Origin of the sequence: Aquimarina litoralis, assembly GCF_039523995.1 — a bacterium.
In the GTDB taxonomy this organism is placed as follows: Bacteria; Bacteroidota; Bacteroidia; order Flavobacteriales; family Flavobacteriaceae; genus Aquimarina; species Aquimarina litoralis.
In genome coordinates this window covers 2,100,476-2,114,296 of record NZ_BAAAGE010000001.1, presented here as the reverse complement: position 1 = coordinate 2,114,296, position 13,821 = coordinate 2,100,476, and the positions used below count along the sequence as shown (strand labels likewise).

The window sequence follows — 13,821 nt, the reverse complement described above, 5'->3', positions numbered from 1 at the left end:
AAATAAGGACGCTTTTTCTTTGTTAAAACCAAATAATTACAACACAATTTCTCTTTGTTCTCCATCTGAATTTGTAAACACTGCTTTATTATCGCAAGAACCATCTCCATAATCTAAAGTACCACTGTAATTAGTTCTCACCAACTCTACTACCCCACTAACTAAAAATCTACAACTAGCTTCTCTTCTTATAGGCGTAGTGATCGTTGTACTATGCATATTACCATTTGCAAGATTTGTTTGCCAAGATCCCGTAACTAAAAACACATTATCACCCCAATTACCATTAAAGGCACCTTCTATCCATTCTCTAGTCTTACTACCTGTTCTTGATGCTTGTGTACCATCAGCAAAAGTTACTGTAAGATCTAAACCCATTGAATACTGTGGATTCCCATTAGTGTTTGATTTTAATCTTGTAATTGTTCTAGAACCTTCAAATTGCATATCGTCTATAAAGAAATCTTCTAGACCATAATTAATAACCAATGACATAGCATCTACATCAAGCTGATAAGACATCAGTATCTTTCCTTTTACAATATGCCCACTTCTCACCTCACAACCTTCTGTTCCAAAATCAATTGTTACCTCCTTAGAAGTATCAGTTAAAACCACAGTTATTGTAGCACAATCAGGCAAAAAACGATTATTACTTCTTTTTCCTAAGTTCTCTTCATCCTCGAAACCTTGCAATGTAAGATCACTTATTACCTCAGAACCGTCATCAATACTCGCTGTTAAGGAAGCTTCCGTAGTATCTATAGCATCAAATGATAATTGATCTGCTACTTCTTCGCTATTACACCCCACTAAAACCACAGAAAAGAATGCAATAAATCCAAATTTTAAAATGTTGTTCTTCATTATCTTAATTTTTAATGTTACTTCTCTAGGACTTACCTATTTAAAAAAGGTTTAATTAAGGACGTTTTTTTTCATAAAAAGAGTTTCTTGTCGAAAAAGTATTATATTTGCACGCTAATAGCAGAATGCTATTTATACATAAAAATCATTTAAATAATATTGGAATGTATTTAACAAAAGAAATTAAAGAAGAAATCTTCGCAAAACACGGTAAAGGTAAAAACGATACGGGTTCTGCTGAAGGACAGATTGCATTGTTTACACACAGAATTTCACACTTAACTGAACATTTAAAAAAGAATCGTAAAGATTTTAACACTGAGCGTTCACTAGTAAAATTAGTAGGTAAGCGTAGAGATCTTTTAGACTATCTTAAAAAGAAAGATATCATGAGATATCGTGCAATCGTAAAAGAATTAGGATTAAGAAAATAATCAAAAAAGAGAGGCTGTATGCCTCTCTTTTTAATTATACTCTTATTTTCTTTTTGATAAAATTTAATAAAACATTTTGATCCAGAGAAGATTAAAATGAATGCCTTAGTTTTTCATTGGTCGCACAACAACTACAACAACACAACCTTGTCCGTCCGAGTAAGACGGAAACCAATGTTTAATGAAATCTTGATATAACAAATGCAAGAGTATTATATATCGAGATTAGAATCAAAAAAAGAATATGATTCCAAAAGTGTATAGAGAGGTCATTGACCTAGGTGATGGAAGAGAAATTAGTCTAGAGACTGGAAAATTAGCAAAACAGGCACATGGTTCTGTTGTTGTACAATCAGGAAAGTGTATGCTATTGTGTACTGTAGTTTCTAACTATAAAGCTGCAGATGTAGATTTTCTTCCATTAACTGTAGACTATAGAGAAAAATTTGCAGCTGCAGGTAGATATCCTGGTGGATTCTTCAAGAGAGAAGCGAGACCAAGTGATGGAGAGGTATTAACAATGAGATTAGTAGACCGTGTACTACGTCCACTATTCCCTAAGGATTATCACTCTGAAACTCAGGTAATGATACAGTTAATGTCTCATGACGAGAATGTTATGCCAGATGCAATGGCGGCATTGGCAGCGTCTGCAGCTATACAATTATCTGATTTTCCATTTGAATGCCCAATTTCTGAAGTAAGAGTAGGAAGAATTAATGGAGAGTTTATTGTAAATCCTACAAGAGCTCAATTAGACGAATCTGATATTGATATGGTCATCGGAGCATCCGAAGATTCTGTTATGATGGTTGAAGGAGAAATGGATGAAATTTCCGAAGAGGAAATGACTGAAGCTATCAAGTTTGCACATGAAGCTATTAAGGCGCAATGTATTGCTCAAAGAAAATTAGCAGAGGCATTCGGAAAGAAGGAAGTTAGAGAATACGAGCCAGAAAGAAATGATGAAGATCTAGCTCAGAAAATTCATGATATGGCATATGATAAAGTATATGCTGTAGCAAAACAAGGTTCTTCTAAGAAAGAAAGAGGTGCTGCATTTGCAGAAATCAAAGAAGAAATATTAGCTACTTTTTCCGAAGAAGAATTAGAAGACATAGGAGACTTAGTTTCTAAATATTACGGAAAAGCCGAAAAAGCAGCAGTTCGTGATTTGACACTAAACGAAGGATTACGACTTGATGGAAGAAAGACAACCGAAATTAGACCAATTTGGTGTGAAGTAGACTATCTACCATCTACACACGGATCTTCTATATTTACAAGGGGTGAAACACAGGCTTTAGCAACTGTAACTTTAGGAACTTCTAGAGAAGCTAATCAGATAGATATGCCTTCTTACGAAGGAGAAGAAACATTTTATCTACATTACAACTTCCCTCCTTTCTCTACAGGAGAAGCAAGACCAATTCGGGGAACTTCAAGAAGAGAGGTCGGACATGGTAATTTAGCGCAACGTGCGCTTAAAGGAATGATTCCTGATGACTGTCCATATACAGTTCGTGTAGTTTCTGAAATTCTAGAATCTAACGGATCTTCTTCTATGGCAACAGTATGTTCTGGAACCATGGCACTAATGGATGCTGGAGTTCAACTAAAAAAGCCAGTTTCAGGTATTGCGATGGGATTAATTTCCGATCCAGACACAGGTAATTATGCAGTATTATCAGATATTCTAGGTGATGAAGATCACTTAGGAGACATGGATTTTAAAGTTACTGGTACTGCAGATGGTATCACTGCTTGCCAGATGGATATTAAAATTAAAGGATTAAGCTATGAGATTTTAGTAAATGCATTAAAACAAGCTCGTGATGGACGTTTACACATTCTCGAAAAAATAACCGATACAATTTCTACTCCAAATGCAGATGTAAAAGGACACGCTCCAAAAATGGTTACCAGAACCATTCCTGGAGAATATATTGGTGCTCTTATCGGACCTGGAGGTAAGGTTATTCAAGAACTTCAGAAGGAAACAAATACAACTATTGTAATTAATGAAGATCCTGTTACTGAAGAAGGTATTGTAGAAATCCTTGGTACAGATCAAGAAGGAATTGAAAAAGTTCTAGCAAAAATAAATGCTATTACCTTCAAACCAGAAGTAGGAAGTGTCTATGAAGTGAAAGTTGTAAAAATGCTTGACTTCGGAGCCGTTGTAGAATATATGGAAGCTCCAGGAAATGAAGTACTACTCCACGTTTCTGAATTAGCTTGGGAACGTACTGAAAATGTAAGTGACGTGGTAAATATGGGTGATGTAATGGATGTAAAATACTTTGGTATTGATTCTAGAACTCGAAAAGAAAAAGTTTCCAGAAAAGCTTTATTACCTAGACCTCCAAGAAAAGATGGTGATAAACCAAGAGGTGATAGAAAACCTAGAAACAATGACAAAAAAGAGAAGTAGACTATAACATTTCTCTAAACACCTAATAATAAACGCTTTCATTATTTTTGAAAGCGTTTTTTGGTTTTACAAAAATGAATAGTATATTTGTCTGGTTGACCAAATTGGTTGACCAATTTAATTGAAGACCCTAAATCATGAACATTAAAATCTTAACAAGCACAATCGTCATTTGTGTATTGCTGACTTTTGCAAATACCCCAATATTTGCACAAACAGTTTCTAACAATTCTGAATTACAAAGCGCTATCACTAATGCATCCGCAGGATCTACCATTACACTAGCTAATGGGACTTGGTCCAATGTGGTCATAAATATCAATAAGAATGGCACGGAAACAAATCCAGTTACTATCAAAGCACAAACTCCAGGTTCAGTTTTTTTCGAAGGTAATTCTAGAGTAAGTATGGGTGGCTCCTACGTTGTTTTTGAAGGAGTAGTTTTTCAAAATCCATCAAACTTAAGCACTAGCGGAAGTACAATAGAACCTATAATTGAGTTTAGAGATAGCAGTAACAATGAATGTGATCATTGTACAGTTACAAATATAAAAGTAGATAGTTATAATGGAACTACATCACAAGAAACCTTAACTTTCAAATGGATTGTAGTGTATGGACAATATAACGAAATTAGCTTCAGTTCATTTATCGGAAAACATGGTATTGGTAGTATAATCAACGACAATAGAAATGCTACTTCTACTGAATTTGCAGAGCCTGATTTTACAAAAATTCATCATAATTATTTTGCTGACCGCACCCCAATTAGAGAGGTTAATCAGGATAATGATCAAGATGCTATTAGAATAGGAAATAGTAGCACCTCTTTACATCCTTCTAATACCGAAGTTTATGACAATCTATTTTACAACTGGTCTGGAGAAGTAGAAATTATTTCAAACAAAAGTGGTGAAAACAAATATTACAATAATACTTTTAGAGACTATCAAGGAACGTTAACATTACGCCATGGTGATAACTGTGAAGTATACAACAACTTCTTTTTTGCGCAAAACAATCTTTTTTCAGGCGGTATTCGTGTAATTGGGGAAGGACATAGAGTATATAACAACTATATTGACGGAGTAAATTCTGAAAAACCAGATGGTAGCAACACTAGTACAGCTGGAGCTATTAATGTTAGTAATGGAAGACCTAATACAGCCCTTAATGGATATTATCAGGTTATTGATGCTACTATAGTAAATAATACTTTTGTAAACTGTGATTATGGTTTTAGAATCGGAACCAATGTTGGAGGTAACTTGAGTTTAGCACCAGAAAACTTAATTATTGCAAATAATATCATGATTAACACTGCTGAAAGTGCAGTTGACGAGCAAACAGCCCCAACAGGAACATCCGTATATCAAGGAAATATAACACAAAATGGTTCCTGGGATCTTTCAACAGGCACTAATAGTAACCAAGTAGTAACATCTGGACTTTTAGAAAATGGCCCTCTTTATTATGAATTAGGTTCTAACAGTCCTGCGATCGACGCAGCAGTTGGTAACTACCCTTTTGTTACTACGGACATCTTAGGAGGTACTCGTTCTGGAAGTCTTGATGCAGGTGCAGAAGAATTCAATTCAGGTGGATCTCGTATTCCATACACAACTGCCGATGTAGGCGTGAGTATTGGTTTTGGTGGAACTGGAATGGATACTCCAAGACTAACAGCTACTCCAACAACATTGAATGCAAATCGAAGTGGTGGAAACATTTCGTTTGAAATCAATGCTAATGTTAACTGGACCATCACCGAAAACTCCGCTTGGATAACAGTTGATAATGTTTCGGGAAGCAACTCTGCGATAATTACAGTTGACTATACAGAGAATAATACTGCTGCACAGCGTACCGCAACCTTAACCATTAATGAGACTCCTGGAGGAAGTGATTTAACCACTACGGTAAATATTATACAGTCTAATCTTTTTTCAGAAGAAATCACCATAGTAGATGCTACTGCTGTTGGAACTGAACAAGGAAAACCTAATGTTGGACCTCAATTTGCTTGGGATGATAATGTAACCGCATCAGAGTACTGGTCAGGAGATGCAAATACCGAACCTGAAGTTTCGATAACATTTGATGTATCTTGTATAAGAACACTTAGTCAAATAGGAATTCATGTTTTAAAAGCTGATGAAAGAACGATTAATTTCGATATTGCTGTTGCCGATGATCAAAATGGTCCTTTTACCAATGTATTAACAGGACAAGATAGTACCATCGAAAGTGGTGCTGAAAATACAGAGCAGTTATTTGCTCTTAACAATGTAACAGGAAGATATATCAAGTTTACTTCCAATGGTACCAATACAGGATCTGGTTTTGCAAGTATTGTAGAAGTTAATATCTATGGTGACCTAGAATGTGATGCTACCTTAGGAGTAGATGAAACCACTCTGGCTAGTAAGGGTATTTTATTATACCCTGTTCCTTCACAAAACCAACCGATCCAAATCATTTCTAAGACAGCGATCGGTTTAGTACAAGTCTTTGATCTTAGAGGTAGAACAATCCTAAAAGAAGAGTTTAATAGTACCAATGGTACGATTAACACTAATAACTTAAGTAGTGGAACTTATATTGCTAAAATACAAGGAGCCTACGGTCGTTTTGTGATACAATAACAACAAAAAACAAACCATCTTTAATAGGTATTAAAGATGGTTTGTTTTTTCTATTAGAAAAGTCTTCCTAAGACAACACCAAACTGAAAGCCATATACACTTTTAACCCCATTGAGATTACCATAAGTAGAAAGTTCGAGACCTACTACACTATTAAATGTATATCGCAAAGATATCTTAGAAAATCCCCCAAGAATGATTTTCTTACTTTCTTGTACTCTCCTATAATCCAAAGATGGTCCCGATGAACCGGGAAAACAAAAACCTCCAAAACCACAAGTAGATCCTGGAGAATATTCAACAGCATACTCATAGTCTTCGCTATAGATAATAGAAGGACCTAGCATGGCAAATATCTTAAAAGAGCTTTTCTTGTTAAGAACAAAAGACTTAAATAAATTAGGAGACAAAGCATACAACCTATTATCCCTCTCACCGCTATAAGGAAATCTTTTTTCAATTCCTTCAGGTAATTCTGTTCCTTCAAAGTTTTCTATCTCATCTATTGGAGGGATACCTTTTGTACTTTCTGCGGTGTAGGCAGATCTTGTAAAATCAAATCCATATCCCCATCCGTTTTTTCGTTCAAACATAATACCTCCGTAAATATCCAGCTCATTACTTTCATCACTGGCAATAGAGCTAAAACCATTGGTAAAGGCAATTGGTTTCTTCTCTCTTCTTTGTTTTTGATCGTTATCTAAATTCTGACTATAACTATATTTTGAAACACATAAGAATAGAATTGTAACACTGACCAACTTTTTCATCATATTAAAAATTTATTGTTTAGTGATGTAAACATAATAGCAATTCCACAGTCTTAGTTGTCAAAATCACGAGTATGAAATTTTGGTTTTGCGATAATCACAAGAGCAAAGTGATCAGTGCTAAAAAACAGCAACAGACTTTTTAGAACTAGTCTATAAGGATTATCTATCATAGAATACTATGGATTAGTTGAAATTATATTGAAAAATGAGATTCCCGTAAAAAGTATTACCAATAGAATTAAAATTAACTCCCGGATTAAGTCCGATAGTAAACCCTTTGGGATACAACATAAATTTTAGATCAATAGGAACTCCTAGACTTTCCTCTGTTTTAGTATCCCTTCCAAAATCACCACTAACATCATATCTACTATTAGCAAATACTCCTAATCCCGAATGAGTTTCTATTGCAAACCAAGCTGCTAAATCCCATTGTCTTCCATACAAAATATTAACCGTATAAAAACTATCTCCACCTCCAAAAAAGCTCACTTCTTCTCCTAATTTTAAATCCAAGGAAAAAATATTCCTTTTTAATGAAAAGGATGTTCTTACACTTAAATCAATTCCACTATGGCCAGAAGAATTGATTCTTTCTTTGTAAGTTGATTCATAAAAACCAAAACCAGCCTCGATAGATCTGAATCTAAATTTCCCCTTATCAGACGCATCATTTTCCTGTCCAAAGGACATCTTTGAAATTAGTAACACAATAGCCACTTTCATCAATCTTTCCATAATAAAATATTTAACTTGTTTAGTGAATCAAACATACTTTCTATCTAAGAACTACAATTGTCAAAATCACGAGTATAAAATTTTATACTTGTGATAATCACAATTCGGGTATGTTCATAAAAAAACACCTTCAAAAAAATGAAGGTGCTTCAATCTTATTTTATTGTTTGCAAAAATTTATTATTCCATCCCTAATCTTTTTAGATGTGATAAATGAGCTACTACTCCACCTAAATAAGAAGTCTGATTCGGAATGATATGATGATTCTTTAAAACCTTATATAGAATCTTATTAAGTTCCGGATAATAAACATGATGAATGTGTGGAAATAGATGATGTGCTATATGATTGTTAAACCCTCCAAAAATAAAATTTGCAAACCTACTAAAAGGATAAAAATCATTTGAACTTTGCACCTGATTCATGAACCATGATGTTTTTATCTTTCCAGAAGTATCTTTTTCTGGATATGCCAGACCCTTTATGTGATGTGTCATAAAAAAGGTAAACAATAAAAATAACGATTGTACCATATGCATACTTATAAATGCTACAATTACCCAATACCATTTTAGGTCAATAAATATCATAGGCAATAACACCAAATAGCTTAGATAAACTATTTTTTGACACCAGAAAGAAAACTTGTATGCTAAAGAATGCTTTTTGTGATTACCAAAGTCGCTAAAAAACACCTTAAAATCTTTAATAAACACCCAAAACAATGAATACGTTGTATACAAAAAAGGAGCATACAAATATTGGAAACGGTGAAACCATTTCATCTTCGAATCAGGAACTACTCTTATTAAGTTCGTAATTTCTAAATCTGTATCATAACCTTCAACATTAGGAGCATGATGATGGGATGTTACATGCCTATCTTTCCATGCTTCTGCATGAGCTCCTACCATCGTATAAAGAGCAATGAAACATTTATGATTTAACTCCTTTTTCTTAAAAATTGTGTTATGCGAAAAATCGTGCGCAAAGTTAAATGCGAATAACATAGAAACTAACCCAAAAACAACATAAGCCAATACCAACAATTGCGGTTGTGATATTTGATAAATAAAACTATATGAAATTAGTGTAAAGGAAAAATAAATGAATCCCTTTAAGAACATCTTTTTCTGAAATCTTCGATTACAGAAATTAATTTTTTTATAGATCTCTTCCTGAATAGCACCAAAAAGCTCTACATGATCTTTAATATATAAATGCTTAGATTTCATATTGCAAAGGTTTTGGTGATTCCTGTGTTCCCATTTTCTTTAGAAACCTAAAATGTGATTTTAGGGCATCGCGATATGGCATCTCCATGTACGTAATACCATGTTTATTTGCTAATTCTCTAAATATCGGAGCCAATTTTATATAATGTACATGACATATATTTGGTAATAAATGATGTAAAGCATGTGCATTAAATCCTCCTAAAACCCAGTTTAAAAAATTACTATCCACATTATAATCAACCGAAGTACACATCTGCAACTTTGGCCAACTCATCGACAAATTACCTTCTTTATCAGCTTCGGGATGTGCTACAAAATCCGATAAATGAGATACTCCTAAAACCGCAGTAAATATGATAGAAATTAGAAAGTGATTGAGCATAAAAGCTACTACAATATGCTCCCAACCAAATGGCAATAACAAGCCAGGAATAACAATCATGTAACCCACATAAAATACTTTAAAGAACAAAAGCTTTACGATTTCCCATACCGGAATTGCAACCTTAATTGTCCTACTCGAGCGATTAAATATCATTAAAAACTCTCTAAACAAAAACCAATTAAGAGAATAAAACAAATATAAAAATGGCACATATAAATATTGAAATCTATGATACCAACGTACCTTTTGACTTGTTGTCATCCTAACAAGAGGATTGTTTAACACATCGATATCACTTCCTTCAATATTAGTATACAAATGATGGGATTCATTATGATTTTTGCCCCATACATATGCATTATTGCCTTGTAAATTAAAGCTTAACTGAAACAAAATTTTATTCCAGAATTTACTTTTTACTGCCACTCCATGCGCTGCATCATGAGATACATTAAATGCTGTTAACAAAACTGATATTCCCAGACCTAAATACAACAAGTAAAAACCGATTATATTTGATGACGTTATCATCAGAACATACAACAAGACTACCATCATAAAATATAGAATGATTTTAAAAATCATCTTAGTATTTCCGAATTTCTCTATACGATTAGACTCAAAATATTCTCGAATCTTCTCGGTAAGTTCTTTATAAAATTCAGAACCTTCATCTTTAGAAAATTTTATTTTTTGCATAATTATTTCTTTAAAAATTAGACATACAACAGTCCTTTGGATATATGAGAAGGCATACCTTCTCACATTCCAACATATAGTGAATTAACTAGAATTAATACGAAGAGTTTATAGGGTATAAACTAAGTGCTCCTTTTTAGATCATTCAACATACTACTTCTTTTTTCTAGAAGTAATATCCTTAAAAACCCCTAGTTGAACATTTCCTGTTTTAGATAAGAACACCAATAGTTGTTCTTTTTTAGAATTCGCATTTATTTTCTGTGTCCGCCAATGTTTAATAAATGATAATACAGAAGTAATCTTATTAGAAGAGGAAACACTAAAAATCCCATCTTTTAGTGATCCTTTAATATATTTTGACACTTTTAGTGTTTCAGATTTCATTAAACAAATTTTTAATGTCTCTTTATCCAACACTTTAATGCGAGTGTACAATTTTTCTTTTACCGGAATAAGACCAACCAAGTTTCCAGTAAGTACGTAAAAAGCTTCGAAACCATAGTCCCCTTCGATGCTTAAGTTGCTAGTGATATTCATCATTACTAAGATGTTTTTGATTTATTTTTCTTTTTAGAAAATTGCCAATTGATAAAAGGCAAAGAGCGTCTTTCGTTTTTATTCCAAAGCCCAATTTGAATACCTTTTAGTGTTTTTGTATTATTAAGAATTCCTATTTGAACCCCTTCAAAACTTTCACTTTTGGAGTCAATATCGTTCCAAGCACCTATTTGCAATCCCTTAAATGTCTTAAAGTCATTAAATCCTGATATTTGAATTCCTTTTCCATCCACAACAAAACTACCAAGCATTCCAAAGAGAACACCTCGTAAAACATAAGTAGAACTGCCATAAACAGCTAATTGAATTCCATTTACTTTGTAAGAATAATTACCGAATCCTGTTATAGAAATCCCATTCATTCTTCTTAAAGCTTGAACTCCGCCAGAAACAGAAATCCCATTAATATCCATAAATGATACAGTTCCACCAGAAACATTTATTCCATTTACGATCTCCGTAGGTTGCCGATTGAAATAATTTTCAAATTCACTTTCTTTATCAGGTAGTCCGATTTTGGGAGTAAAAAATATCGAAAAACCTTTACCGAAAGGTTCAATTCTCAACCCATTTGATTTTGTTGTGCTCGTGTCTGGCTCTACTTTCTTTTGTGCCAAACCAATCGACAAACCATAAACATCCGTATTTGTACTATTAAAAAAACCAATTGGTGCTACTACCTTATTGTCTTGTCCGAAAGTAATTCTGCTTATTACCAATACCATTAAGGTCAAAATACTAATTCTCATTTTTCTTGTTTTTAAAATTTCTTAAGTCAAAACTATTGTGATAAGTACAAGACAAAAAGTGATAAGCGCGAAAAGGATTTTATTTTTTTGTGATTTTCGCAAATTAATATCTCCCAATTTTGTATTTGCGAAAAAATTAAAAATCACAAGAAGACTTTATACTTTTTGCGAAAATCACAAAATTGAATTATTTTTCTATCTTATTTTTCCATCGCACTATCATCAATCATAAAAAAATAAGGAATGATACAAGAAATTTTTTTAGAGCTTATTAAAAAACAAATCTGCTCTAAAACTTCGCTCATCGATGAAGTAGCAACAGCTTTAGACATAAGCTATGATGCTGCTCATAGAAGAATTAGTAAAAAAAGTAAGTTATCTCTTGAAGAAGGAGTAACACTGGCCAAATACTTCAGCTTATCTATTGATCAGTTGTTTTCCAGTGAAGATGAGCATATTGTGGCAGTAAAAAAAACAGCTCCAGTTCAGGATATGAAAAGCTTACTGGCATACTATGAAAACTCCTATAAATCTTTATCTCCGCTCATCAACAATCCGAATGTCGAGATGATTTATTCAGCCAAAGATTTACCAATATTCTATACTTCTGATGATAATCTACTTTCTAAATTTAAGATGTATGTATGGTTAAAAATTATGGATTCTGAACTTGGTGATGTAAAATTCACTGGATTTAATCCTTCTCTATCCTTAATTGAGGCTGCTAAAAGATTAGGAAAAATGTATAATGATCTTAACTCTATCGAAATTTGGGACATCACTACTATTAATAGTACATTAAAACAGATACACTTTTATTTCGAATCCGATTCTCTTACTTCTAAAGATGCTTTACAAATCTGTGATGACCTGCAACAGTTATTACATCAAATTTCTAGAAAAATAATTGAACAAAAAGATAATTTTAAGTTCTACTATAATGAATTGTTACTCATGAACAACCGTGTATTGGTAAAAACACCTACCGAAAGATCGCTCTATGTCCCTTTTACCATTCTTTCTTATTATAGGACCAACGATGTGATCACTTGTGATCAAGCCGAAGAATTTCTTAATATACAAATGGAGGGTTCTAAATTATTAAGTACCGCTGGCGAGAAGGAAAGAAATTTATTTTTTAATAAAATGCAGAAAAAAATTGAAGCCTTACGTTCATTAATTATAGCTAAAAACGTACTAGAATTCGAATAAGCCCGTAAACTTTTAGCTCATATTAAGACTAATGTATTAACTATATTTAAGGTAGCAATAGTGCTTGTAAAAAAATAATTTTACTTTTTTGTAACATTTTCGTAACACCTTACGTATAATTAATAAAAGAGAAGCCCTAAATATTCACAATATTAAATTTCAAGGATAACATAGATGAGACAACTTAAAATTACGAAGCAGGTAACGAATCGTGAAACTGCATCGCTGGATAAGTATTTGCAGGAAATAGGTAAGGTAGATCTTATTACTGCAGATGAAGAGGTAGAATTAGCTCAGCGCATTAAAGCTGGAGATGAAAGAGCCCTTGAAAAATTAACAAAAGCCAATCTTCGATTTGTGGTATCTGTTGCAAAACAATATCAAAACCAAGGATTGACATTACCTGATTTGATTAATGAAGGAAACTTAGGTTTAATCAAAGCTGCTAAGCGTTTTGATGAAACTAGAGGATTTAAATTTATTTCTTATGCTGTATGGTGGATTCGTCAATCTATATTACAAGCATTAGCAGAGCAATCACGTATCGTTCGATTACCATTAAACAAAATTGGTTCGATCAATAAGATAAATAAAACATATGCTTTCTTAGAGCAATCTCACGAAAGACCGCCAAGTGCAGAAGAGATCGCTAAAGAATTAGACATGACGATCAATGACGTAAAGGAATCAATGAAAAATTCTGGTCGTCACGTAAGTATGGACGCTCCTTTAGTAGAAGGTGAAGATTCTAACTTGTATGATGTATTAAATTCTGGAGAATCTCCGAATCCTGATAGATCTCTATTGCATGAATCACTTCGTACAGAAATTGAACGTGCTTTAGAAACACTAACACCAAGAGAAGCTGATGTAATCCGCTTATACTTCGGTCTTGGAGATCAACATCCTATGACTTTAGAAGAAATCGGTGAAACTTTTGACTTAACTCGTGAGCGTGTAAGACAGATTAAAGAGAAAGCTATTCGTAGATTAAAACATACATCTCGTAGTAAAATATTAAAAACTTATTTAGGATAACTTTTAATTTCCTAAATTGCGGTTACAAACAGTTTATAACATAACTG

Annotated in this window: 12 protein-coding genes; 5 read left to right on the top strand and 7 right to left on the bottom strand. The window is 33.2% G+C overall.

Going from position 1 to position 13,821, the window contains the following annotated elements:
• Positions 1–36 precede the first annotated feature (36 nt).
• Complete coding sequence (locus tag ABD077_RS08640) at positions 37–867, bottom strand: hypothetical protein (RefSeq protein WP_343911917.1); 831 nt, start codon at positions 865–867, stop codon at positions 37–39.
• A gap of 164 nt (positions 868–1,031) precedes the next feature.
• Between ABD077_RS08640 and rpsO the strand changes: the two genes are divergently transcribed.
• From rpsO to ABD077_RS08625, 3 genes are all read left to right on the top strand, one after another.
• Positions 1,032–1,301: a 30S ribosomal protein S15 gene (rpsO, locus tag ABD077_RS08635; RefSeq protein WP_299602757.1), complete on the top strand. Its 270-nt coding sequence runs from the start codon at positions 1,032–1,034 to the stop codon at positions 1,299–1,301.
• A gap of 244 nt (positions 1,302–1,545) precedes the next feature.
• Complete coding sequence (locus ABD077_RS08630) at positions 1,546–3,735, top strand: polyribonucleotide nucleotidyltransferase (protein ID WP_343911916.1); 2,190 nt, start codon at positions 1,546–1,548, stop codon at positions 3,733–3,735.
• Between the two features lie 137 nt (positions 3,736–3,872).
• Positions 3,873–6,380, top strand: coding sequence for a chondroitinase-B domain-containing protein (locus ABD077_RS08625; protein ID WP_343911915.1), 2,508 nt, complete (start codon positions 3,873–3,875; stop codon positions 6,378–6,380).
• A 53-nt stretch (positions 6,381–6,433) separates the two neighbouring features.
• Here ABD077_RS08625 and ABD077_RS08620 read toward each other — a convergent pair whose 3' ends face one another.
• The 6 genes from ABD077_RS08620 to ABD077_RS08595 form a co-directional block, all read right to left on the bottom strand.
• Positions 6,434–7,153, bottom strand: a complete 720-nt coding sequence (locus ABD077_RS08620) for a hypothetical protein (protein WP_343911914.1) — start codon at positions 7,151–7,153, stop codon at positions 6,434–6,436.
• A gap of 183 nt (positions 7,154–7,336) precedes the next feature.
• Entirely contained in the window at positions 7,337–7,891 is a 555-nt protein-coding gene (locus ABD077_RS08615; RefSeq protein ID WP_343911913.1) for a hypothetical protein, read from the bottom strand.
• 180 nt (positions 7,892–8,071) lie between these two features.
• Complete coding sequence (locus ABD077_RS08610) at positions 8,072–9,127, bottom strand: fatty acid desaturase family protein (RefSeq protein ID WP_343911912.1); 1,056 nt, start codon at positions 9,125–9,127, stop codon at positions 8,072–8,074.
• Complete coding sequence (locus ABD077_RS08605) at positions 9,117–10,214, bottom strand: fatty acid desaturase family protein (protein ID WP_343911911.1); 1,098 nt, start codon at positions 10,212–10,214, stop codon at positions 9,117–9,119. Before ABD077_RS08605 ends, ABD077_RS08610 begins: the two co-directional genes overlap by 11 nt.
• Before the next feature lie 153 nt (positions 10,215–10,367).
• The gene (locus ABD077_RS08600) at positions 10,368–10,757 is read right to left on the bottom strand and encodes a hypothetical protein (protein ID WP_299602773.1); all 390 of its coding nucleotides are present in this window, start codon (positions 10,755–10,757) and stop codon (positions 10,368–10,370) included.
• Between the two features lie 2 nt (positions 10,758–10,759).
• Positions 10,760–11,524: an LA_2272 family surface repeat-containing protein gene (locus ABD077_RS08595; protein ID WP_343911910.1), complete on the bottom strand. Its 765-nt coding sequence runs from the start codon at positions 11,522–11,524 to the stop codon at positions 10,760–10,762.
• Positions 11,525–11,767: 243 nt separating this feature from the next.
• On the opposite strand from ABD077_RS08595, the gene ABD077_RS08590 reads away from it, so the two are divergent.
• Both ABD077_RS08590 and ABD077_RS08585 read left to right on the top strand, forming a co-directional pair.
• A complete protein-coding gene (locus ABD077_RS08590; protein ID WP_343911909.1) occupies positions 11,768–12,736 on the top strand; it encodes a hypothetical protein in 969 nt (322 codons plus the stop codon).
• Between the two features lie 174 nt (positions 12,737–12,910).
• On the top strand, positions 12,911–13,774 hold the full coding sequence (locus ABD077_RS08585; protein ID WP_027395748.1) for a sigma-70 family RNA polymerase sigma factor: 864 nt from the start codon (positions 12,911–12,913) through the stop codon (positions 13,772–13,774).
• Positions 13,775–13,821 lie beyond the last annotated feature (47 nt).